This is a genomic window from Mycobacterium sp. AMU20-3851 (assembly GCF_043974665.1).
GTDB lineage: Bacteria > Actinomycetota > Actinomycetes > Mycobacteriales > Mycobacteriaceae > Mycobacterium.
This window is the reverse complement of the sequence record NZ_CP146371.1, coordinates 1,331,866-1,355,940: the sequence shown is the minus strand read 5'-3', so window position 1 is coordinate 1,355,940 and position 24,075 is coordinate 1,331,866. Positions and strand designations below refer to the sequence as shown.

Here is a 24,075-nt window from a genome sequence, read left to right as displayed (position 1 = left end):
CTTACGAAGGCAAGGCTACCCTAATAACTCGCAGGCGGACTACCTACTGCGGACCCGGGTGAACCGGTGCAACACCCAGGCGAGCGGAATCGTCGCCACCATGGTCGCGACGAACAGGCCGATCATCGACCCGGTGTAGACCGGCTTGCGCAACACCTCCACCATCACCAACTCCATGACGACCAGGTGGATCAGGAAGATCTCGTACGAGATCTCGCCGAGGAAGACCATCGGCCGGCTGGCCAGCAGCCGCGAGTACCAGGACCGGTCTCCCGCCCTCGTCGCCCCGGGCAGCGCCAGCGGTGCCACCACCAGCGTCGCAATCGCGGCGTAGAAGACGGTCTTGACGATGGCCTCGCTGAGCAGCGCCGGCGAGGTGGTCGGCTCCCCCGCGATCGGGGTGGACGCGATGAAGTAGCTGACCACCGCCAGCGGGATGCACACCAGCCCGTAGGCCCGGGCGCCGGTCGTCTCGATCACCGCGAGCAGCATCCCGCCGACGAACCAGGCCAGGTAGGTCGGTAGCCACAGCCGGGCACCGTCGGGCAGAAAGTCGGTGGTGTGCACCAGGGTCAGCCAGGCCGGGCTGACCGCGAACAGCACGGCCAGGCCCAGATACATCAGCCCGGGCCGCCAGCGGCGCCGGCACAGCAGCACCAGCAGCAGCCAGGCCAGTGCGGGCAGCGCCACGTAGAACGCCGCCTCGACCGCCAGGCTCCACATCTGGGTGAGGCCCTGGTGCAGGAAGGAGTAGACGTAGTTGTCGGCGTAGATCTGGGTCAGGGACAGGTTGCGCAGCAACCCTTCCCAGGTGTGGCCGGGGTTCGGCCCGGCCTCCCGGAAGTGGTAGATCGCGTAGGCGGCGAGCACGGTCACCACATAGGCGGGCATGATCCGACGCACCCGGTGCCAGGCGTACCGGCGCACCGACGGGGCCGGCAATCCGGCCGCGGAAGCCTTCACCCAGGGTCGGAACAGCAGGAACCCGGACAGCACGAAGAAGATCGGCACCCCGATCTCCGCGCGGGACAGGGTCAGCCCGTAGTAGCCCTGCGGGTACTTGCCGGTGGTGTACGCGGCATGCGTCAGCACCACCAGCAGCGCCGCGACTGCACGGACACCGGTGAGCGCGGCGACCCTGTCGGTGACAGTGACGGACTCCAGGCCACCCTGGACGTCGCGCTGCAGCGTCACGAGTCCTTGCGGCGGGGCTTCTGTCCGCCGCGATCCGGCTGCAGGTTGATCAGGATGCCCTGGATACGGGTCTTCTCCAAGGCCTTGAAGACCTTGCCGGGCAGTTTGGCAGGCAATTCCACCAACGAGTGATCGACCCGGATGTCGATGTGGCCGAAGTCGCTGCGATTGAGCCCGCCCTCGTTGGCGATGGCGCCGACGATCGCGCCGGGAGCGACCTTGTGCCGTTTGCCGACTGCGATCCGGTAGGTCGCCAGATCGGTACGCGTGCTGTGCTTCTTGCGCTCGCGACCATCCTCGCGGGGGCCGCGGTCGCGTTCGGTGCGCTCCTTGCGCTTCTCCGGCGGCGGCTCGGTCATCAGGAACGCCTCGCCGTTGCGCGATTGCACGGCCAAGGCGGCCGCGATATCGGCCAGCGGTACGTCATTGTCCCGCCCGAAGTCCTCGATGAGGCGACGGAACAGGTCCACACCCGGCGCATTGAGCGCCTCGCTGATCGAGTCGCGGAACTTCTCCACCCGCTGCGCATTCACGTCGTCGACCGAGGGCAGCTGTGACTCGACGAGCTTCTGCCGGGTGACCCGTTCGATCGAGCTCAGCAGGTGACGCTCCCGCGGTGTCACGAACAGCAACGCGGTGCCCGATCGGCCGGCCCTGCCGGTCCGCCCGATCCGGTGCACGTAGGACTCCGGGTCGTGCGGGATGTCGAAATTCACCACGTGCGAGATGCGCTCGACGTCCAGGCCGCGGGCAGCGACGTCGGTGGCCACCAGGATGTCGATGGTGCCGTCCTTGAGCTGAGCGATGGTGCGCTCCCGCTGGGCCTGCGCGATGTCACCGTTGATCGCCGCGGCCGCGAACCCACGGGCGCGCAGCTTCTCGGCGACCTCCTCGGTGGCCTGCTTGGTACGGACGAAGACGATCATCGCGTCGCCCTCTTCGACCTCCAGCAGCCGGGTCAGCGCATCCATCTTGCGCGGATAGGACACCTGGTAGTAGCGCTGGGTGATGTTCTCGGCGGTCTGGGTCTTGGACTTCACCATGACCTCGACCGGATCGTGCAGGTACTTGGCGGTGATCTTCTTGATCGCCGGCGGCATGGTCGCCGAGAACAGCGCGACCTGTTTGTATTCGGGGGTATCGGCGAGGATGCGTTCCACGTCTTCCGCGAAGCCCATCTGCAGCATCTCGTCGGCCTCGTCGAGCACCAGGTAGTCCAGGTGCGAGAGGTCCAGGCTGCCCTTCTCCAGGTGATCGATCACCCGGCCGGGGGTGCCGACGACGACTTGCGCGCCGCGCCGCAGCCCGGACAGCTGCGGACCGTAGGAGGAGCCGCCGTAGATCGGCAGCACGTTGACGTTGAGGTGCGACCCATAGCGCCCGAACGCCTCGGCGACCTGCAGCGCCAGCTCGCGGGTCGGGGCCAGCACCAGGGCCTGGGTGTTCTTGCTGGCGGTGTCGATCTTGGACAGGATCGGGATCGCGAAGGCCGCGGTCTTCCCGGTTCCGGTCTGGGCCAGGCCCACCACATCGGAGCCGTCCAGGATGGCCGGAATGGTCTTCGCCTGGATCGCCGAGGGTGACTCATAGCCGACCTCGGTGACGGCTTGCAGCACCGCCGGGTGAATTTGCAGGTCCGCGAAGGTCAACTCGGCAGTGGGGGTGGGTTCATCAGGCAACGTCATTTCAGGTAGCAGTCTAGAGTGTTCGCGGCGCCGTGCCGGAATCAATGGGCGGCCCGGTACGGTTCGATTCTGTGAGGTGCCCCGCGTTACGAGCTCGAGTTCTGGCGTCCGCTCCCCTGCTGGCCCTGGCGCTGGTCGCCTGCGGGTCGAGCGATTCGACCGTCTCCAAGACCCCCGACGCCCGTACCACCGAGGCGCCGGCGCCGAGCAGCCAGACCGTCGCCGCACCCGCCCCCAGCGCCCCGCCGGCCGACACCCCGGCCCCCGATCCGTGCGCGGTGAACCTGGCCGCCCCGGAGATCGCCCGGGCGGTGTCCGAGCTGCCCCGGGACCCGCGCAGCAATCAGCCGTGGAACCCGGAACCGTTGGCGGGCAACTACAACGAGTGCGCACCCCTGTCGGTGGTGATCGTCAAGGCCAACACCAACGCCGAGAACGCCAACACCCGCGCGGTGATGTTCCATCTGGGCAAATTCATCCCCACCGGCATCCCCGACACCTACGGCTTCAACGACATCGACGAGACCGTCAGCACCGGTGACACCGTCGGGCTGAAGTACACCAACGGGGTGCCCGGTCTCGACAGTGTGGTGCGGTTCCGGTGGAACGGCGCCGGGGTCGAACTCATCGGCAACGTCGGCTGATCCCGCCGGTCCGGACCGACGAACAGGTGTGACGGACCAGTCACAAATCGCACCGGCCCGCCCCGGCGCCCGGATTCGCCCGGCTGTCGGTGCTCTCCCCTAGCCTGGGTGCGTGTTTGTTGCCGAGGGACGGGTCATCTACAGCGCATCCGACCTCGCAGCCGCCGCGCGGTGCGAGTACGCGCTGCTGCGGTCCTTCGACGCCCGCCTCGGCTGGGGCCCGGCAGTCAGCAGCGACGATGACCTGCTGGCCCGCACCGCCGATCTCGGCCATGACCACGAGCAGCGCCACCTCGACGAGATCCAGGCCCGCACCGACGTCACGGTGATCGACCGGCCGCCCTACACGGTGTCCGGGCTGACCGCCGCCGCCGAGCAGACCATGACGGCAGTGCGCCGCGGAGACCCGGCGATCTACCAGGCCGCCATGTTCGACGGCCGGTTCGCCGGATTCGCCGACTTCCTCACCCTGGAGCCCGGCCCGGACGGGCCGCGCTACCGGCTGCGTGACACCAAACTGTCCCGGTCGGTGAAGGTGGAGGCGCTGCTGCAACTGGCCGCCTACGCCGACACCCTGACCACCGCGGGGGTTCCGGTCGCCGACGAGGTCGACCTCGTGCTCGGGGACGGGGCGGTGTCCAGCTACCGGGTCGACGAGCTGCTGCCGGTCTACCTGCCGCGCCGAGACGCCCTGCAGCGCCTGTTCGACACACACCTGGCCGGCGGTGTCCCGGTGTCCTGGGCCGACGAGCGGGTGCGGGCCTGCTTCCGCTGCCCGGAGTGCAGCGTGCAGGTCAAGGAGACCGACGATCTGCTGCTGGTCGCCGGGATGCGCACCACCCAGCGGGCCCGCCTGATCGACGCCGGTATCACCACCGTGCACGACCTCGCCGCCCACACCGGGCCGGTCCCGGAACTGCCCAAGCGCACGGTGGCCGCGCTCACCGGTCAGGCCCGGCTGCAGATCGCCGACCGGGTGGACGGCCGCCCGCCGTTCGAGGTGGTCGACCCGCAGCCGCTGATGGTGCTGCCCGACGCCGACAAAGGCGATCTGTTCTTCGATTTCGAGGGCGACCCGCTGTGGACGGTCAACGGCCGGGACTGGGGCCTGGAATACCTGTGGGGCGTGCTCGAGGTCAACGGCGACTTCACCCCGTTCTGGGCGCACGACCGCGCCAGCGAACGCCAGGCGCTGATCGACTTCCTGGAGATGGTGCGCAAGCGACGCAAGCGCTACCCGCGGATGCACGTCTACCACTACGCGGCGTACGAGAAGAGCACCTTGCTGCGGCTGGCCGGCCGCTACGGCGTCGGTGAGGACGCGGTGGACGACCTGCTGCGCAACGGGGTGCTCGTCGACCTGTACCCGTTGGTGCGCAAGAGCATCCGGGTCGGCACCGAGAGTTACAGCATCAAGTACCTGGAACCGCTCTACATGGGCAACGAGTTGCGCGACGGTGAGGTCACCACCGCCACCGACTCCATCACCCAGTACGCCAAGTACTGCTCGCTGCAGGAGCAGGGCCTGCTCGAGGAGGCGCAGGGGGTGCTCAAGCAGATCGAGGACTACAACCACTACGACTGCCGTTCCACCCGCCGGTTGCGGGACTGGCTGGTGGCGCGGGCCATCGAATCGTCGGTCCCGCCGCGCGGCCCCCAACCGGTGCGCCCCGCCGAAAACGGCACCGCCGCAGACGTTTCCGACGATCTACACCGCAAGATGATGAAGTTCGCCGGCGACGGTGTCGAGGAACGCACACCGGCCCAGCAGGCCGTCGCGATGGTCGCCGCGGCCCGCGGATTCCACAAACGCGAGGACAAACCGTTCTGGTGGAGTCACTTCGACCGGGTGAACAACCCCGTCGACGAATGGTCGGACAACTCCGGGGTTTTCGTCGCCGAGGCCGCCGAGGTGGTCACCGACTGGCATCAGCCGCCACGCGCCCGTAAACCGCAGCGTCATGTCCGGCTGACCGGTGAACTGGCCAACGGTGAACTGGCCCGCGACATGTACGCGCTGTACGACCCACCCGCCCCGGCCGGACTATCCGAGGACCCGGACCGGCGCGCCTTCGGCTCGGTCGCGGTACTGGAATGTGACGACCCCGAGGTACCCACCGAGGTGATCGTCTGCGAGCGCCAGCCCAAGGACGGTGAGGTGTTCGACCAGCTGCCGTTCGCGCTGGTCCCCGGCCCGCCGATCAACACCCGCCCGCTGCAGGAATCCATCGAGGCCACCGCCGCCGCGGTCGCCGCCGGCCTGCCCACGCTGCCCGCCGACGCGGTGACCGATGTGCTGTTGCGCCGGGCACCGCGCACCCGCAGCGGCGCCGCCCTGCCCCGCCCGCAGACCCCCGACGGCAACGCCGAGGCCATCACCGCGGCCCTGCTGGACCTGGACGACTCCTACCTGGCCGTGCACGGGCCGCCCGGCACCGGGAAGACGTTCACCTCGGCCAAGGTGATCGCCCGGCTGGCCGGCGAGCACGGTTGGCGTGTCGGGGTGGTCGCCCAGTCCCACGCCGTGGTGGAGAACCTGCTCGACGGGGTGGTCGCCGCCGGCGCCGATCCGGCCCGGGTCGGCAAGAAGAAGGCCCGCGACGGGGTGCGCTGGACCCAGGTCGCCGAGAAGGACTACCCGGACTTCATCGCCGCCGACGGCGGCTGCGTGATCGGCGGCACCGCATGGGATTTCGCGAACGACGGGCGGGTGCCGCGGCAGAGCCTGGACCTGCTGGTGGTCGAGGAGGCCGGCCAGTTCAACCTGGCCAACACCATCGCGGTGGCCTCGGCGGCGCACAACCTGCTGCTGCTCGGCGACCCGCAGCAGCTCCCCCAGGTCAGCCAGGGCACCCACCCCGAACCGGTGAACGAGTCCGCGCTGGGCTGGCTGGTGGAAGGTCACCACACCCTGCCCCCGGACCGCGGCTATTTCCTGGAGGTGTCCTTCCGGATGCATCCCGACGTGTGCCGGCCGGTGTCCCGGCTGTCCTATGACGGGCGACTGCTGCCCTTCGAAAAGGTCAGTGCGGCAAGGTATCTGGACGGTGTCGCACCGGGCGTGCGGACACTGGCCGTCGAGCACAGCGGCAACTCGACCGACAGCCCCGAGGAGGCCGACGCGATCATCGCCGAGATCCGCGCACTGCTGGGCACCCCGTGGACCGACGAAGACGACACCGTCGCGCTCGACCAGCACCACATCCTGGTGGTGACCCCGTACAACGCCCAGGTGGTGCTGCTGCGGCGGCGACTCGACGCGGCGGACCTGCCCGATGTGCAGGTCGGCACCGTCGACAAGTTCCAGGGCCGACAGGCCCCGGTGGTGTTCGTGTCCATGACCGCCTCCTCGATCGACGACGTGCCGCGCGGCATCGGCTTCCTGCTGAACCGCAACCGGCTCAATGTGGCGATCAGCCGCGCCAAGTACGCGGCGGTGCTGGTGCGTTCGGCGCAGCTGACCGATTACCTGCCCGGACAACCGGACGGGCTGATCGACCTCGGAGCGTTCCTCGCCCTCACCGCGTGTGATACACCGGCGGGGTGACCGAACCGCTGTCCGCCGCGCTGCTCGAGGCACTCGCCGGGATCGTCGGCGCCGGCCAACTGAGCACCGACCCCGATGTGCTGACCGGTCGCGCGGTCGACTACACCGGGCGCTACCGCGGCGCCGCCGGGGCGTTGGTGCGCCCGGGATCGGCGGCGGAGGTGGCCGCGGTGTTGCGGGCCTGCCGGGACGCCGGGGCGTATGTGACGGTGCAGGGCGGGCGCACCAGCCTGGTCGCGGGCACGGTGCCCGAGCGCGGGGATGTACTGCTGTCGACCGAGCGGCTCACCGCCATCGAAGCCGTCGACACCGTCGAGCGCCGGGTGCGGGTGGGGGCCGGGGCGACCCTGGCCGCGGTGCAGCGCGCCGCGGGTGCGGCCAGTCTGCTGTTCGGGGTGGATCTGGCCGCCCGGGATTCGGCGACGGTCGGCGGGATGGCCTCCACCAACGCCGGCGGTCTGCGCACCGTGCGCTACGGCAACATGGGCGAACAGGTCATCGGCCTGGATGTCGCGCTGCCGGACGGCACGGTACTGCGCCGGCACAGCGAGGTCCGCCGGGACAACACCGGCTACGACCTGACCGCGTTGTTCGTCGGCGCCGAGGGCACCCTCGGCGTGATCACCGCCCTCGATCTGCGGTTGCATCCGGTGCCCGCGCACCGGGTCACCGCGGTGGCCGGGTTCGCCGATCTGGACGCGTTGATCCGGGTGGGCCGCCGCTTCCGGGACGCCGACGGGATCGCCGCACTGGAACTCATCGACGCCCGCGCGGCGCTGCTGACCGCCGAGCACCTCGGCATCGCGGCCCCGGTGACCGGGGACTGGATGCTGCTGATCGAACTCGCCGGGGACACCGACCACACCGAGAGCCTCGCCGAGGCGCTGGAGGACGCCGAGCTGGCCGGCGAACCCGCGGTCGGCATCGACACCGTCGCCTCCCAGCGGCTGTGGCAGGTACGGGAATCCGTCGGCGAGGTGCTGGGCGCCTACGGTCCGCCGCTGAAGTTCGACGTGTCGCTGCCGCTGGCCGCCATCCCCGGGTTCACCACCGCCGCGGTGGATCTCGTCGCCGGGCACGCCCCGGAGGCGATCCCGGTGCTGTTCGGTCACATCGGGGAAGGCAATCTGCACCTGAACCTGGTGCGGTGCACCCTCGACGGGGACGCCGAACGTGCGCTGTACTCGGCGATGATGGCGCTGATCGCCGAGCACGGCGGCAACGTCAGCTCCGAGCACGGGGTCGGCAGCCGGAAGCGGGACTATCTGTCGATGGCCCGCACCGAGGCCGACATCGCGGCGATGCGCACGGTCAAGACCGCGCTCGATCCGACGGGATATCTCAACCCTGCTGTGCTGTTCCGGTGACCACCGGCGGCCTAGCCTCGCTGGTATGGCTATCGACGGTCCCGCCGCGCGTCGCTTCGTGTACCTGTCCGCGCGACTGCTGGACCGGCACCGCATGGCCGCCCTGCTTGACGACGCCCCGGTCGAGCCGATCCTGAAAGCCCTTGCCGCCTACCGCAATCCCGACGGCGGCTATGGGCATGCGCTGGAGCCCGACGTCCGCGGACCCAACAGCGAGACGACCTCGACCCTGCACGCCCTGGAGATCCTCGACGAAATCGGCGCGCTGTCGCATCCGCTGGCCGCAGTGTCGGACTGGGTCACCGCGGTGGCCGACCCCGACGGGGGTGTGCCGTTCGCGCTGCGCACCTCCGCCGGATACCCGATGGCCCCGTGGATGGCGCCGGTCGGCGGTTCCCACCTCACCTTCGGTCTGGCCGGGCTGCTCGGCGCGGCCGGCGACGATTCGACCTGGCTTCGGACGGCCACGCACTGGTGTTGGCGGCGCACCGAAGACGTCGACAACCTCGGTGGATACACGCTGAAATTCGCGTTGGCATTTCTGGACCGGGCCGCCGACGCCGACCGCGCGGCACGGGTGATCGAGACGCTGCGGCCGCTGGTGCGCGCCGACGGTTCGGTGCCGGTACAGGGCGGCACACCCGACGAGGCGCTGTCCGCGCTGACGCTGTCCCCGCAGCCCGGTCTGCGCAGTCGCGCGCTGTTCAGCACCGAGCAGATCGAGACCGGACTCGACGCGCTGGAGGCCGGCCAACAGGACGACGGCGGATGGCTGTTCGACTGGTCCGCGTGGGCGCCCGCCCAGTCCACCGAGTGGCGGGGACTGGTGACGTTGCGGGCGCTGCAGACGCTGCGCGCCAACGGCCGGATCTGAGCCCGTCAGTCGTCGCGGGAGTGCCGGCCGCGGGCCGGGCGGGCATGCCGGCCGGCGGGCAGGTCGTCCTCGGTGACCGCCGCCGGCGGTTCCGTCGGCTGCAGCCAGCCCTGCTGATCGCTGTGGAATCCGTTGCGGGCCGGGTGCTCCGGCGGGGCCGGCCAGCCGTCGAGCACGCTGTCCCAGGCCGGCTCCGGTTCGTGCTCGGGCTCCTCGGTGGGATGTGACCAGGTCTCCACCGGGCCCGGATGCCAGACCTCGACCGGGGCGTGCAGCGGGTGTTCCACGTGGTCGTAGAGACGGTCGGTGATCGGGTCGTCGGTGACGACCTCGACGATGTCGGTGGGCGGGTCCGCGGGCGGGGTCACCGGCTGCCAGTCGACCGTGTACTCGATGTAGTCGTCCTCTTCGTCCCACGTCTCGTCGAGCGAATGCTGTTCGTCGACGGGCGCGGCCTGCGCGGGGACCACGGCGGGAACCGGGACCGGCGTCGTGCTGAACCCGCGCAGGAAGATCGCCCCGGCCACCCCGAACAGGGCGACGAACGCCGGCAGCAGCAGCGATTGGGACAGCGCCTCGGAGAACGGGCCGAACAGGAAGCGCGGCAACTCCGGCGCCGGGCCCTCACCGCGCACCGGGGCCCCCGCGCCGGACAGTTCCGCACCGATCCGGCTGGTCATGAACGCGGCCATGGCCGCGCTGCCCAGCACCGCGCCGACCTGCCGGGTGGTGTTGTACACCCCGGAACCGGCGCCCGCCGACTCCGGCGGCAGGTTGCGGGTGGCCGTCGCCGCCAGCGGCGACCAGACGAACGACATCCCGATTCCCATGAAGAGCAGCGGCAGCACCAGCCGCCAGATCGGCGTCGCCGGCGTCAGGTCGATGGACAGCCAGGTCAGTCCGATGGCCAGCATGGAGAACCCGAACCCGATGATGGGCGCCGGGTGGGCCCGGTCGACGATCCGGCCGACCAGTGGGGCCAGCGCACCGGAGGCGATCGCCATCGGCGCGGTCAGCAGCGCCGAACGGGTGAAGGACAGTCCCGCCACGATCGGCGCGAAGAACATCACCGGCAGGATCATCGCGGTGACCGCGAAACTGATGATCGCCACCCCGACGGTGGACAGCGTGAAGTCACGGTCGGCGAAGATGCCCAGCGGGATGAGCGGCTCCCGCGGGTTGACCGACTGCCAGTAGACGAACACCACCATGAGTGCGGCGCCGGTGGCCATCAACGCCCAGATCCACGGCGCCCAGTCGTGCGACTGCCCCTCCTGCAGACCGAACACGATCAGGAACATCGCCAGACCCGACAGCACCACCCCGAGGATGTCGAAGTCGTGGTTCGTGGTGGGCAGCGTCGGCACCAGCCAGTACGCCAACCCCAGACCGATGATGCCGATCGGGACGTTGACGAAGAAGATCCACTGCCAGCCGAGCCCGTCGACCAGCACGCCGCCGGCGATCGGGCCGACCAGCGTCGCGACGCCCGCGGTGGCACCCCACACGCTCATCGCCACACCGCGCCCGGCGGCCGGGAAGATCCGGGTGATCAGCGACAGGGTCTGCGGGGTCAGCAGCGCCGCCCCGAATCCCTGCACCACCCGCGCCGCGATGAGCATCTCGATCGACCCGGACAAACCGCACCACAGCGAGGCGGCGGTGAACACCGCCAAGCCGATCAGGTACAGGTTCTTCGGCCCGAACCGGTCCCCGAGCCGGCCGGCCACCAGCAGCGGCACGGCGTAGGCCAGCAGATAGGCGCTGGTCACCCAGATGACACCGTCGTAGTCGGTGCCCAGCACCTCCATGATCCGCTTGTTGGCGACCGCCACGATGGTGGAGTCGACCAGGATCATGAAGAACCCGACCAGCATCGCCCACAGGGCGTGCCAGGGGTTGGCGGAACCGGCCCCTCCGGTCAGCCGGGGAGCCACGGGCGCGGGTCGATCAGAGCGGTACTCGGACATCTACTTCGTCATCGGGGAGATCGGCGTCTTCGGACAGATCAAGGATCTGCCCGACGGTACGTACCCGCCCGAATCCCGACAAGTCAGAGACGGTCACATCCCGGCCGCGAAACGCTCACTCAGGCGGGTTCGGCGAGCGGGTCGCCGAGTACCTGGTCTGCCGTGAGGTCGTCGGCGTCCTCGTCCGCCGGACGGGAGGAGGTGCCGACGAACAGCATCGCGGCCAGCGCGATCCCGGACCCGACCAGCATCACCAACGCCAGCGCGAACCCGTCGTTGCCGAGCACGCCGACCACCGGGGCGGTCACCGCGCCGAGCCCGAACTGGGCGGCACCCAGCAGCGCGGCCGAGGTGCCCGCGGCGTCGTGGTGCCGGGACAACGCCACCGCCGACGCGTTCGGCAGCACCAGGCCCATCGCGCCGAGGATGACCATCACCGGGGCCAGGAATCCGGCCAGGCCCGCGATGCCGGTGACCGCGAGCACCACGAAGACGGCAGCGGCGAGGACGGAGACGATGAGCGCGACCCGCAGCACCGCCTGCGGCGAGAATCTGCGCAGCAACACCACATTGGACTGTGTCGCCCCGATCAGGACGATCGCCCCCGCCGCGAACACCAGCGCGAAGGATTGCTGGTCCATCCCGTACTCACCCTGCAGCACGAACGGCGCGGCCGAGATGTAGCCGAACAGGCCGGCCATGCTGAGCGCGGCCACCAACACCAGGGTGACGAACCGGAAATCGCGCAGCAGTTCGCCGTACGTCGAGACGATGGACCGCACATGCAACGGCCGGCGGCGGGCCACCGGCAGCGTCTCCGGCAGCGCCAACGCCGCCAGCAGCAGCAACAGCCCGGCCAGCACCACCAGCACCGCGAACACCCAGTGCCAGGACGCCTTGAGCAGCACCACCGCGCCCAGCGACGGCGCGACGACCGGGGCCACCCCGAGCACCAGGATCAGCCGCGACATCACGGTGGCCGCCGCGGTGTCCACATAGAGATCGCCGACGACGGCCACGGCCACCACCGCGGCCGCGGCGGCGCCGAAACCCTGCAGCACGCGCCCGGCGCCGAGCACCCCGACGTTGGGCGCGAACAGGCACACCAGCGAGGCCAGCATGTGCAGCACGATGCCGGCCATCAACGGCAGGCGGCGCCCCAGCGAATCGGACAGCGGCCCGATCACCAGTTGCCCGAACGCCAGCCCGGCAAGGGTGCCGGTGAGGGTCAGCTGCACCACCGCGGAGCTCACCGAGAGGTCCTCGGCGATACCCGGCAACGCGGGCAGATACATGTCGATCGTCAGCGGGCCGAGCGCAACCATCAAACCCAGGACGGTGATCATCCGGAGCCTGCTGGGCGCCACTGGCTCGTTCGTCACGCCCAGGGATGTTGCCACGCCAAGGCGCAGCGCCGCACACCGGTTTTTTCTTCCCGGATCCCGGCGTGACCACCATCACCATGCCCCGGGTTGACGACCGGGCACCCGGAGTGCGCCCCCGCTCGTTGACGGAGCACTAGCCTGGGTATCCGGCCCCCTGGGAGACATTCCGGGGATGCGAGGGGAGAACGCCGATGAACGCTCGTTCCAGCAAAAAGAACCTGCCCGCGGTACGCGAGGGGGCCGACGAGGATCCCAGCGCGGTCGCCAAACTGCTGTCCCAGGTCCTGGAGCGCAGCACCCGGCTGCAGGGTCCGGCGGTCACCGCCTACGTCAACCGGCTGCGCGCCGGCCGGCCCGACGCCACCCCGGCCGACATCGTCGCCGCGCTGGAGAAGCACTACCTGGCCGCGGTGATGGCCAGCGGCGCCGCGGTGGGGTCGGCCGCAGCGTTCCCGGGTATCGGCACGCTGGCCGCGATGTCCGCGGTCGCCGGCGAGACCCTGGTCTTTCTCGAGGCGACCGCGGTGTTCGCGCTCGCCGTCGCCGAGGTGCACGGTGTGCCGGCCGATCATCGCGAGCGCCGCCGCGCGCTGGTACTGGCCGTGCTGGTCGGCGAGGACAGCAAGCATGCGGTCGCCGATCTGCTCGGCACCGGCCGCACCAGCGGGGCGTGGATGGCCGACGGCGCCGCAACGCTGCCGCTGCCCGCGGTCGCCCAGCTGAACAACCGGCTCGTGCGGTACTTCGTGAAGCGCTACACCCTCAAGCGCGGCGCGCTCGCGTTCGGCAAGTTGCTGCCGGTGGGTGTCGGCGCGGTCGTCGGCGGTGTCGGGAACCGGTTGATGGGCAAGCGCATCATCGCCAATGCCCGCCTGGCGTTCGGGAACCCACCGGCGAGGTGGCCCTCGACGCTGCGCATGCTGCCGACCGCGCAGCCATGACAGCGGCCCGCACGCGTTCACCTATCTAGATATGTCGGCCGATAGCTCGAGGCGTTAGCCTTAAGCGGCCGAGTGCGGAAAATCAACAACCAGCGGCGGGTGTGTCAGACGACGTCTGCCGCGACGGACGGAATCGAGGCGAATAGCTGCTGTGAGCAGTTCACCTTCCCCCTTTGGACAGAACGAATGGCTCGTCGAAGAGATGTATCGCAAATTCCGCGAGGATCCTTCGTCGGTCGATCCCAGCTGGCACGAATTCCTGGTCGATTACGCCCCCGAACCGATCGATAATTCGGCAGAGACTGCCCCTGCCAAGACCTCCGCCCCGGCGGCGCCCCAGGCCTCCCCGAAGAGCGGTGCCAACAGCGACGCGCCGGCCAAGAAGCCTGAGTCGAAGAAGACCGACACCACCAAGGCCGACACCAAGACGCCCGAGGCGAAGAAGCCCGAACCCAAGAAGGCCGAGGCCAAGCCGGCCCAGCCCGCCGCCAAGGCGGCCACCGACGGCAGCGAGAACGCCGTGCTGCGCGGCGCCGCCGCGGCCGTGGTCAAGAACATGAACGCCTCGCTGGAGGTGCCCACCGCGACCAGCGTGCGGGCCATCCCGGCCAAGGCGATGATCGACAACCGCGTGGTCATCAACAACCACCTCAAGCGCACCCGCGGCGGCAAGATCAGCTTCACCCACCTGCTCGGTTACGCGATCGTGCAGGCGGTCAAGAAGTTCCCGAACATGAACCGGCACTTCGCCGAGGTGGACGGCAAGCCCAACGCGGTCACACCAGCTCACACGAATCTCGGTCTGGCGATCGACCTGGCGGGCAAGGACGGGTCCCGCCAGCTGGTGGTCGCGGCCATCAAGAAGTGCGAGACCATGGCGTTCGGCCAGTTCATCGCCGCCTACGAGGACATCGTGCGGCGCGCCCGGGACGGCAAGCTGACCGCCGAGGACTTCTCCGGGGTGACGATCTCGCTGACCAACCCGGGCACCATCGGCACCGTGCACTCGGTGCCGCGACTGATGCGCGGCCAGGGTGCCATCATCGGCGCCGGTGCCATGGAGTACCCGGCCGAGTTCCAGGGCGCCTCCGAGGAGCGCATCGCCGAACTCGGTATCGGCAAGCTGATCACGCTGACGTCGACCTACGACCACCGCATCATCCAGGGTGCGGAATCGGGCGACTTCCTGCGCACCGTGCACCAACTGCTGCTCGACGACGAGTTCTACGACGAGATCTTCACCGAGCTCGGTATCCCCTACGAGCCGATCCGGTGGCGCACCGACAACCCGGACTCCATCGCGGACAAGAACGCGCGCGTCATCGAGCTGATCGCCGCCTACCGCAACCGCGGGCACCTGATGGCCGACATCGATCCGTTGCGCCTGGACAAGACCCGCTTCCGCAGCCACCCCGACCTCGACGTGCTCACCCACGGGCTGACGCTGTGGGATCTGGACCGCGAGTTCAAGGTCGACGGTTTCGCCGGTGCCGAGTACAAGAAGCTGCGCGACGTGCTGTCGGTGCTGCGCGACGCCTACTGCCGGCACGCCGGTGTGGAGTACACCCACATCCTGGAACCCGAGCAGCAGCGCTGGATTCAGGAACGCGTCGAGACCAAGCACGGCAAGCCGACGGTCGCCGAGCAGAAGTACATTCTGTCCAAGCTGAACGCGGCCGAGGCCTTCGAGACCTTCCTGCAGACCAAATATGTTGGGCAGAAGCGCTTCTCACTGGAGGGCGCGGAGACCGTCATTCCGATGATGGACGCCGCGATCGACCAGGCCGCCGAGCACGGTCTCGACGAGGTCGTCATCGGTATGCCGCACCGCGGCCGGCTCAACGTGCTGGCCAATATCGTCGGCAAGCCCTACAGCCAGATCTTCGGCGAGTTCGAGGGCAACCTCAATCCGTCCCAGGCGCACGGGTCCGGCGACGTCAAGTACCACCTCGGCGCCACCGGCACCTATCTGCAGATGTTCGGGGACAACGACATTGCGGTATCGCTGGTCGCCAACCCCAGCCACCTGGAGGCGGTCGACCCGGTGCTGGAGGGCCTGGTCCGCGCCAAGCAGGACATGATCGACTTCGCGTCCGCCGACGAGCACGATGCGTTCTCGGTGGTGCCGATGATGTTGCACGGTGACGCCGCCTTCGCCGGCCAGGGCGTGGTCGCCGAGACGCTGAACCTGGCGCTGCTGCGCGGCTACCGCACCGGCGGCACCATCCATATCATCGTCAACAACCAGATCGGTTTCACCACCTCCCCGCACGACTCGCGGTCCAGCGAGTACTGCACCGACGTGGCGAAGATGGTGGGCGCGCCGATCTTCCACGTCAACGGCGATGATCCCGAGGCGTGTGTCTGGGTGGCCAAGCTGGCCATGGACTTCCGTCAGCAGTTCAAGAAGGACGTCGTCATCGACATGCTGTGCTACCGCCGCCGTGGGCACAACGAGGGCGATGACCCGTCGATGACCCAGCCCGGCATGTACGACGTGATCGACACCAAGCGCGGGGTGCGCAAGACCTACACCGAGGCGTTGATCGGCCGCGGTGACATCTCGATGAAGGAAGCCGAGGACGCGCTGCGCGACTACCAGGGCCAACTGGAGCGGGTGTTCAACGAGGTCCGCGAGCTGGAGAAGCACGAGATCGAGCCGAGTGAGTCGGTCGAGGCCGATCAGCAGACGCCGAAGGGGCTGAACACCGCCGTCGACAAGGCGGTGCTGGCCCGCATCGGCGACGCGCACCTGGCCGCCCCGGACGGCTTCAACGTGCACCCCCGGGTGCAGCCGGTGCTGGACAAGCGCCGCGAGATGGCCTACGAGGGCAAGGTCGACTGGGCATTCGGGGAGCTGCTCGCACTGGGTTCGCTTGTCTCCGAAGGCAAGACGGTCCGCCTCACCGGTCAGGACGTGCGCCGCGGCACCTTCACCCAGCGCCACGCCGTCATCATCGACCGCAAGACCGGCGCCGAGTTCACCCCGCTGGACCTGCTGACCACCGACGCCGACGGCAACCCCAACGGCGGCCGTTTCATGGTCTACGACTCGGCACTCTCGGAGTTCGCCGCGGTGGGCTTCGAGTACGGCTACTCGGTGGGCAACCCCGACGCGATCGTGTTGTGGGAGGCGCAGTTCGGTGACTTCGTCAACGGCGCCCAGTCGATCATCGACGAGTTCATCTCCTCCGGTGAGGCCAAGTGGGGCCAGCTCGCCGATGTGGTGCTGTTGCTGCCGCACGGCCATGAGGGCCAGGGACCCGACCACACCTCCGGACGCATCGAGCGGTTCCTGCAGCTGTGTGCCGAGGGTTCGATGACGGTCGCCATGCCGTCGACACCGGCGAACTACTTCCACCTGCTGCGCCGGCACGCACTGGACGGCATCAACCGGCCGTTGATCGTCTTCACCCCGAAGTCGATGCTGCGCAACAAGGCCGCCGTCAGCGAGGTGCGGGACTTCACCGAGGTCAAGTTCCGGTCCATCCTGGAGGAGCCCACCTACGAGGACGGCATCGGTGACCGGTCGAAGGTGACCCGGGTGCTGCTCACCAGCGGCAAGATCTACTACGAGCTGGTGGCCCGCAAGAACAAGGAGCAGCGCGACGACGTCGCCATCGTGCGCATCGAGCAGCTCTACCCGCTGCCGCGGCGCCGGCTCAACGCCACCCTGGAGCAGTACCCCAACGTGAAGCAGTACTTCTGGGTCCAGGAAGAGCCGGCCAACCAGGGTGCATGGCCGACGTTCGGGTTGTCGCTGCCGGAGCTGTTGCCGGAGAAGCTGACCGGCATCAAGCGCATCTCGCGCCGTGCCATGTCGGCCCCGTCGTCGGGTTCGTCGAAGGTGCACGCCGTCGAACAGCAGGAGATCATCGACGAGGCGTTCGCCTGACTTTCGCGAGCGTGCGTGTCTGCGCCCCGACACTCCGGTGTCGGGGCGCAGTTCGTGCACGCTCGTGGCGCTAGAAGCCGAGCAGCCCCAGCGGCACGGGGGACTCACCGTCGGCGATCGAGGCGACCGCGCCCGGGCAGAACGCCGAGATCGCGAAGCCGGTGAACATGGTGGCCGGTCCGAGCGGACGGCCGATGGTGTCGGCGACCCGCCCTGCGACATCGGCGACGTCCTGTCCCCCGTCGGCCAGCATCGGGCACACCGACCGGCCCGCCGAGATCGCGTCGGCCGGGTTGATCCCGCTCAGTGCGGTGCCGTCGAGGGTGCTCAGGAAGTCACCGGCGGGGTCAGCCTGCGCCGGCGCCGCGCAGAGCAGGCCGGCGGAGAGCGCCGCAGCCGCGGTCACCATTAATCGCATACGCATCATGCTGGGAAATCGGCCCCCGTGGGCGGGCCGTTACCGAGGGTGTGCACAAAGTGCACCACCGGGCCGGGAACCCGGTGCGGTTCACCCTGGCGGCCCGGGAGATCGTCGTCACATGATGGTCGCGGGACCCGACCTGTCTCGATACCCGCGGTAACGGCTAAGGTCGATGACAATCGAGCAACCAGTACGTCATGGAGGAGTACGCATGGAGGGCTTTGCCGGAAAAGTTGCCGTCGTCACCGGTGCGGGGTCGGGCATCGGGCAGGCGCTGGCCGTCGAGTTGGGGCGCTCGGGCGCCAAGCTGGCGATCAGCGATGTCGACACCGACGGACTGGCGGTCACCGAGGAACGGCTGAAGGCCATCGGTGTCCCGGTCAAGGCTGACCGTCTCGACGTCACCGAGCGCGAAGCCTTCGAGCTGTACGCGGCGTCGGTGAAGGAACACTTCGGCAAGGTCAACCAGATCTACAACAACGCCGGCATCGCCTTCAGCGGCGATGTGGAGGTCACCTCCTACAAGGACCTCGAGCGGGTGATGGACGTCGACTTCTGGGGTGTGGTCAACGGCACCAAGGCGTTCCTGCCGCACCTGATCGAATCCGGGGACGGGCACGTCGTGAACGTGTCCAGCGTGTTCGGGCTGTTCGCGGTGCCCGGCCAGGCCGCCTACAACTCGGCGAAGTTCGCCGTGCGCGGGTTCACCGAGGCGCTGCGCCAGGAGATGGCGCTGGCCAAGCATCCGGTCAAGGTGACCTGTGTGCATCCCGGCGGGATCAAGACCGCCATCGCGCGCAACGCCACCGCCGCCGAGGGCATCGACGTGGCCGAGATGGCCAAGGCCTTCGACACCAAGCTGGCCCGCACCAGCCCGGAGCGCGCCGCGCAGATCATCATGGAGGCCGTCCGCAAGGACCGGGCCCGGGTGCTCGTCGGCGCGGACGCCAAGATCCTCGACATCATCATCCGGATCACCGGGGCCGGATATCAGAAGCTGTTCGCCACGGCGGCCAACGCGATGGTCCCCAAGCCCAAGAAGTAGTCAGTGCCCCAGCGGGTTGGCGTCGAGCCAGGCGGTCGCGACCGCCCCCGGCTCGGCGCCGGCCGCGGCCTCGGCGCGCAGCTGGGCCAGCGCATCGGTGTCGAGCACCCCGGCCAGCTCGTTGAGCGACCGTAACTGGCTCTGGCTCAACGTGTTCCGGCGGTAGATCGGCACCACGTTCTCGGCCCGGATCAACGCGGTCCGGTCCGCGAGCTCGGTCAGATCCTCGGGGACGTCCGGGGCGGCCGCCGTCGTCCAGGCGATGTCGACCTTGTTCGCGCGCAGCGCCGCCCACAGCGCCTCGACGTCGGCGAACTCCCGGGCCGCGCGCGGTGTGCAGGTGCCGATCGCCTCGGGCACCCGGGCCCCCTGCACCGCACCGGGGGTGATGTCCGCGCACCGCGCGATCAGGGCGGTGACGTCACCGGCCCGCCAGTCCCCCACGGTGTCGGCGGTGACCGCGATGGTCGGTTTGTCCGACGCCCCGTCGGCGTAGTCACCGGCCCCGAGGCCCTCGGGCAGCGCGCCGATCATGGCGCGGTACACCTGCGCGGCCGAGCGGGCCGCGGCGTCCGGGGCGAACCGGGCGAGCACCTCGCCGGTGAATCCGGGGGCCACGTCGACCTCACCGGAGTCCAACCCGCCCAACGGATCCGGGACCTCCCGGACGTGCGCCGGGCTGCCGTAGTAGCGCAGCGCGGCGGCATACAGATGAGCCAACAGCACCGATTCGGTGTCCGCGCCGACGGCCACCGACGGCGGCGCCGGCGGCGGCCCACCGCAGCCTGCGATCAGCAGTGCGGCGAGCAGCACCGCCAGCCGGCGCATCGTCGGGCGGACCTCAGACCCCGGATGCTTCGGCGACCGCGGCGGCCACGGCCGGGCCGACCCGCGGGTCCAACGCGCTGGGTACGATGTGGTCGACCGCCAGGTCATCCCCGACCACCGAGAAGATCGCATGCGCGGCAGCGACTTTCATCTCCTCGGTGATGCGCCGCGCTCCGGCGTCCAGGGCGCCGCGGAACACACCGGGGAAGGCCAGCACATTGTTGATCTGGTTCGGGAAGTCGCTGCGGCCGGTCGCCACCACCGAGGCGTACTTGCGGGCGACGTCCGGGTGGATCTCCGGATCCGGGTTCGACAACGCGAAAACGATGCCCTTGGGCGCCATCGTCGCGATCGCCGCCTCGGGCACCAGCCCGGCGGACACCCCGAGGAAGACGTCGGCCCCGTCGAGAGCCTCGGGCACCCCGCCGGTCAGGCCGCGCGGGTTGGTGCGCTGGGCGAGCTCGGCCTTGAAGGCGTTGAGGTCGCTGCGGCCGGACTCCACGATGCCCTTGCTGTCCAGCACCACGATGTCGGTGACGCCGCTGTTGAGCAGGATGTTGGTGCACGCGACGCCGGCGGCTCCGGCACCGGACACCACGACCTTGAGCGAGGTGATGTCCCGCTCGAGCACCTTGACCGCGCCGAGCAGGGCGGCCAGCACCACGATGGCGGTGCCGTGCTGATCGTCGTGCATCACCGGGCAGTCCAGCGCCTCGATGACCCGGCGCTCGATCTCGAAGCAGCGGGGAGCCGAGATGTCCTCCAGGTTCACCGCGCCGAAGGTCGGGCGCAGCCGGATCAGGGTCTCGACGATCTCGTCGGGGTCCTTGGTGTCCAGCACGATCGGGATGGAGTTCAGACCACCGAAGGTCTTGAACAGGGCGCTCTTGCCCTCCATGACAGGCAGTGAGGCCGCGGCGCCGATGTCTCCGAGGCCCAGCACGGCGCTGCCGTCGCTCACCACGGCCACCAGCCGGTTGGCCCAGGTGTACTTCGCGGCCAACGCCGCATCGGCGGCGATGGCACGGCTCACCTGAGCTACGCCGGGGGTATAGGCGATCGAGAGAGCGCGCTGGGTGTCCAGCGGCTCCTTCAATTCGACCGAGAGTTTGCCACCCTCGTGGGCCGCGAAGATCTCCGCGTCATCGACGACAACCTGGGGGGTCTTAACCATTTCCGACACGTCGGTCACGTTACTTCACGTCCGGAACTCACCGGCACCGGTTCCCCGCTGGTGAGGGGTCGGAAATGCGACTGACTAGTAACATCTGGGCGTGGGAGACGCGGTTTGCGCCCCCGGACCATGGAGGTCGCGATGCCGTCTTTCCGCCCCCTGCCACCGTCTATGCCGAGGGCGGGCGGACGCCGCTCGGCCCCCGCACCGGGCGCCGCCGGGATCCACATCCCGGTCTCGCAGGCCATGGTCGACTGCGGCGTCTACTGCGACGGTGCCCGGCTGCCCGGTAAGTACAGCCACGCGGCGGCCCTGGACAAGGTGCACGAGATCGAGGCCCGGGGCGGCACCGCCTTCGTCTGGATCGGCCTGCACGAACCGGATGATCATCAGATGCAGACGGTCGCCGATGTGTTCGGCCTGCACTCGCTGGCCGTCGAGGACGCCGTGCACGCCCATCAGCGGCCCAAGCTGGAGCGCTACGGCGAGACCCTGTTCCTGGTGCTCAAGACGGTGACCTATGTCGAGCACGAGTCCATGGCCAACGCCCGCGAGATCGTGGAGACCGGCGAGATCATGATCTTCGTCGGGCCGGACTTCGTGGTGACGGTCCGGCACGGTGAGCACAGTGGACTGGCCGGGGTGCGTAAGCGGCTGGAGGAGTCCCCGGCGCATCTGCGGCTGGGCCCGTATTCGGTCATGCACGCCATCGCCGACGCGATCGTCGACAGCTATCTCGATGTCACAGACCTCATCGAGACCGACATCGACACCATGGAGGAGCACATCTTCTCCCCGGTCAAGCAGACCAACATCGAGACCATCTATCTGCTCAAGCGCGAGGTGGTGGAACTGCGCCGGGCGGTCAGCCCGCTGGCCACCGATCTGCAGCGCATCGGCACCGACCACGCCGACATCGTCAACGTCGACGTCCGCCAGTACATGGGCGACGTGCTCGACCACACCATCAAGGCCGCCGACCGGATCGCCGCCTACGACGACATGCTCAGCTCGCTGGTGCAGGCCGCCCTCGGCAAGGTCGCGATGCAGCAGAACGTGGACATGCGCAAGATCTCGGCCTGGGTGGCGATCGCCGCGGTGCCCACCGCGATCGCCGGCATCTACGGGATGAACTTCGAGCACATGCCCGAACTGCACGCCACCTGGGGCTATCCCCTGGTGCTGCTGGTCATGTTCACGGTGTGCACGTTGCTGTACCGGACGTTCCGGCGCAACCACTGGCTCTGAGCGGCGATTTGTGGAGTTTTGGCCGGAATGGTTCCGGCTAAAACTCCACAAATCATCTGGGTCAGGAGGGCTCGGAGGCGCGCCGGCCCGCATCGAACACGTCCACCCCGTCGGTGCGCCAGGCCTCACGCATGGCCTCGGCGCCCTTGAGCCGCACCCAGGCCGCCTCGGTCGGGGTGATCGGGGTGGCCTGCAGCACCGTCACCGCCGAAAGCGGTTCGGGCAGCGCCACATCCTGCACCGGGCTGGGGCCCAGCAGGAACGCGGTGAACGGTGCGGTGCGGGGGCCGGAGGGGGCGTCCACGGTGAACAGCGGCCCACTCAGGTCGACCAGCGCGTCGGGTTCGAGCACCAGCCCCTCCACCGACGGCGCGGCGGCCAGCACCGCCATCGAGCGGGCCAGGCCGACCGGACTGGGCGGGCGCAGCGACACCATCACCTCGGCGCGCGGTCCCAACTGGGTGTCGGTGACGAAGTCGGTCGGGTCGACCATCGGGTAACGCGAACAGCCCAGCGTGACAAAGTGACTCACCCCGTCGGCGTCGGGGCCGAAGCGCAGCACCGAGATCCGTTCTGCGCCCAGGAAGGTGACATTGGCCTCGGCCGGGTCACCGACCACACCGGCGGCGGCGAAGTGCTGCCGCAACCGGTCCCGGACCTCGGCGAGTACGTCGACCACTACTTCGCGGGTGGGACGGACAGATTGACCCCGCTGTCGGCGTCGAACAGGATCAGCTTGGAGGTGTCCACCGCCAGCTCGGTCTTCTGCCCGGAGCGCGCCTGTGAATCGGCCGAAACCCGTGCCACGAACTCGTTCTCACCGACACCGGACTCCGCGGCCAGCTCGGCGAGCTGGGCCGCCTTCGCGCCCGAGCCCTCGGTACGGAAGTGCAGATACTTGTCCGCGCCCAGGGACTCCACCAGGTCGACGTCGACCTCGAAGGTCAGTCCCCGGATCCTGGTGTAGGAATCGATCAGCGCGGCATCGTCGAAGTGCTCCGGGCGGATACCGGCGATCACGTTGGCGGCCTTGGGATGCTGGTCGAGCACCTGCTGGGCCTCATCGGTGAGCACCACCTCGCCGAACGGCAGCTTGATGCTGCCGTCGGTCAGCGTGGCCGGGAAGAAGTTCATCCCCGGGGACCCGATGAATCCGGCGACGAACAGGTTGGCCGGGGTGTGGTACAGCTCGTCGGGGGTGCCGATCTGCTGTGCGACACCGGCCAGCATGACGACCACCCGGTCCCCCAGCGTCATCGCCTCGGTCTGATCGTGGGTGACATACACGGTGGTGGTGCCCAGTCGGTCCTGCAGCCGGGCGATCTCGGTGCGCATCTGCACACGCAGCTTGGCGTCCAGGTTCGACAACGGCTCGTCCATCAGGAATGCCTTGGGGCTGCGGACGATTGCGCGCCCCATGGCCACCCGCTGGCGCTGGCCACCGGAGAGCTGGGAGGGTTTGCGGTCCAGCAGCTGCGACAGGTCGAGGATCTTCGCGGTCTCCTCCACCTTGCGGTTGATCTCGTCCTTGGCGACCTTGGCCAGCGTCAACGGGAAGGCGATGTTCTGCCGGACCGTCATGTGCGGATACAGCGCGTAGGACTGGAACACCATGGCGATGTCGCGGTCCTTGGGCGCCTTCTCGTTGACCCGCTCCCCGCCGATACTCAGGTCCCCGGAGCTGATGTCCTCCAGGCCCGCAATCATGTTCAGCGTGGTGGACTTTCCGCACCCGGACGGACCGACCAGGATGATGAACTCGCCGTCGGCGATGGTGAGGGAGAGGTCCTTCACCGCCGTGGCGCCGTTGGCGTAGCTCTTCGACACCCGATCCAGCACGATTTCGGCCATGAGAAT

Annotated in this window: 17 protein-coding genes; 8 read left to right on the top strand and 9 right to left on the bottom strand. The window is 69.1% G+C overall.

Annotated elements, in window-relative coordinates; genetic code table 11:
* Positions 1–39: 39 nt before the first annotated feature.
* Positions 40–1,194, bottom strand: a complete 1,155-nt coding sequence (locus tag V4U86_RS06700) for an acyltransferase family protein (RefSeq protein ID WP_395310496.1) — start codon at positions 1,192–1,194, stop codon at positions 40–42.
* Entirely contained in the window at positions 1,191–2,879 is a 1,689-nt protein-coding gene (locus V4U86_RS06695; protein WP_395310495.1) for a DEAD/DEAH box helicase, read from the bottom strand. Before V4U86_RS06695 ends, V4U86_RS06700 begins: the two co-directional genes overlap by 4 nt.
* Before the next feature lie 44 nt (positions 2,880–2,923).
* Here V4U86_RS06695 and V4U86_RS06690 point away from each other — a divergent pair, with 44 nt between their 5' ends.
* From V4U86_RS06690 to V4U86_RS06675, 4 genes are all read left to right on the top strand, one after another.
* The gene (locus tag V4U86_RS06690) at positions 2,924–3,523 is read left to right on the top strand and encodes an LppP/LprE family lipoprotein (RefSeq protein ID WP_395311937.1); all 600 of its coding nucleotides are present in this window, start codon (positions 2,924–2,926) and stop codon (positions 3,521–3,523) included.
* A 112-nt stretch (positions 3,524–3,635) separates the two neighbouring features.
* Positions 3,636–7,070 (top strand): TM0106 family RecB-like putative nuclease, encoded by a 3,435-nt coding sequence (locus tag V4U86_RS06685; protein ID WP_395310494.1) that lies wholly within the window; start codon positions 3,636–3,638, stop codon positions 7,068–7,070.
* Between the two features lie 20 nt (positions 7,071–7,090).
* Positions 7,091–8,437, top strand: a complete 1,347-nt coding sequence (locus tag V4U86_RS06680; RefSeq protein WP_395311936.1) for an FAD-binding oxidoreductase — start codon at positions 7,091–7,093, stop codon at positions 8,435–8,437.
* Between the two features lie 25 nt (positions 8,438–8,462).
* Positions 8,463–9,311 (top strand): hypothetical protein, encoded by an 849-nt coding sequence (locus V4U86_RS06675; RefSeq protein WP_395310493.1) that lies wholly within the window; start codon positions 8,463–8,465, stop codon positions 9,309–9,311.
* Between the two features lie 5 nt (positions 9,312–9,316).
* Here V4U86_RS06675 and V4U86_RS06670 read toward each other — a convergent pair whose 3' ends face one another.
* Positions 9,317–11,188 (bottom strand): MFS transporter, encoded by a 1,872-nt coding sequence (locus V4U86_RS06670; RefSeq protein WP_395311935.1) that lies wholly within the window; start codon positions 11,186–11,188, stop codon positions 9,317–9,319.
* Between the two features lie 212 nt (positions 11,189–11,400).
* Complete coding sequence (locus V4U86_RS06665; RefSeq protein WP_395311934.1) at positions 11,401–12,627, bottom strand: multidrug effflux MFS transporter; 1,227 nt, start codon at positions 12,625–12,627, stop codon at positions 11,401–11,403.
* A 230-nt stretch (positions 12,628–12,857) separates the two neighbouring features.
* Between V4U86_RS06665 and V4U86_RS06660 the strand changes: the two genes are divergently transcribed.
* Both V4U86_RS06660 and V4U86_RS06655 read left to right on the top strand, forming a co-directional pair.
* Positions 12,858–13,607: a hypothetical protein gene (locus V4U86_RS06660; RefSeq protein WP_395310492.1), complete on the top strand. Its 750-nt coding sequence runs from the start codon at positions 12,858–12,860 to the stop codon at positions 13,605–13,607.
* A 202-nt stretch (positions 13,608–13,809) separates the two neighbouring features.
* A complete protein-coding gene (locus V4U86_RS06655; protein ID WP_395310491.1) occupies positions 13,810–17,502 on the top strand; it encodes a multifunctional oxoglutarate decarboxylase/oxoglutarate dehydrogenase thiamine pyrophosphate-binding subunit/dihydrolipoyllysine-residue succinyltransferase subunit in 3,693 nt (1,230 codons plus the stop codon).
* A 70-nt stretch (positions 17,503–17,572) separates the two neighbouring features.
* Here V4U86_RS06655 and V4U86_RS06650 read toward each other — a convergent pair whose 3' ends face one another.
* Complete coding sequence (locus V4U86_RS06650) at positions 17,573–17,929, bottom strand: DUF732 domain-containing protein (protein ID WP_395310490.1); 357 nt, start codon at positions 17,927–17,929, stop codon at positions 17,573–17,575.
* A gap of 205 nt (positions 17,930–18,134) precedes the next feature.
* Here V4U86_RS06650 and V4U86_RS06645 point away from each other — a divergent pair, with 205 nt between their 5' ends.
* Positions 18,135–18,968, top strand: a complete 834-nt coding sequence (locus V4U86_RS06645; protein ID WP_395310489.1) for an SDR family NAD(P)-dependent oxidoreductase — start codon at positions 18,135–18,137, stop codon at positions 18,966–18,968.
* Here V4U86_RS06645 and V4U86_RS06640 read toward each other — a convergent pair whose 3' ends face one another.
* Both V4U86_RS06640 and V4U86_RS06635 read right to left on the bottom strand, forming a co-directional pair.
* The gene (locus tag V4U86_RS06640) at positions 18,969–19,796 is read right to left on the bottom strand and encodes a hypothetical protein (protein ID WP_395310488.1); all 828 of its coding nucleotides are present in this window, start codon (positions 19,794–19,796) and stop codon (positions 18,969–18,971) included.
* Positions 19,797–19,809: 13 nt separating this feature from the next.
* Positions 19,810–20,970: an NAD(P)-dependent malic enzyme gene (locus tag V4U86_RS06635; protein WP_395310487.1), complete on the bottom strand. Its 1,161-nt coding sequence runs from the start codon at positions 20,968–20,970 to the stop codon at positions 19,810–19,812.
* Positions 20,971–21,111: 141 nt separating this feature from the next.
* Here V4U86_RS06635 and corA point away from each other — a divergent pair, with 141 nt between their 5' ends.
* The gene (gene corA, locus V4U86_RS06630) at positions 21,112–22,218 is read left to right on the top strand and encodes a magnesium/cobalt transporter CorA (protein ID WP_395310486.1); all 1,107 of its coding nucleotides are present in this window, start codon (positions 21,112–21,114) and stop codon (positions 22,216–22,218) included.
* A gap of 61 nt (positions 22,219–22,279) precedes the next feature.
* Here the strand turns inward: corA and V4U86_RS06625 are convergent, their stop codons facing one another.
* Together V4U86_RS06625 and V4U86_RS06620 are read right to left on the bottom strand one after the other, a co-directional pair.
* Positions 22,280–22,897: a suppressor of fused domain protein gene (locus tag V4U86_RS06625; protein WP_395310485.1), complete on the bottom strand. Its 618-nt coding sequence runs from the start codon at positions 22,895–22,897 to the stop codon at positions 22,280–22,282.
* On the bottom strand, positions 22,897–24,069 hold the full coding sequence (locus V4U86_RS06620; RefSeq protein ID WP_395310484.1) for an ABC transporter ATP-binding protein: 1,173 nt from the start codon (positions 24,067–24,069) through the stop codon (positions 22,897–22,899). Before V4U86_RS06620 ends, V4U86_RS06625 begins: the two co-directional genes overlap by 1 nt.
* Between the last annotated feature and the right edge of the window lie 6 nt (positions 24,070–24,075).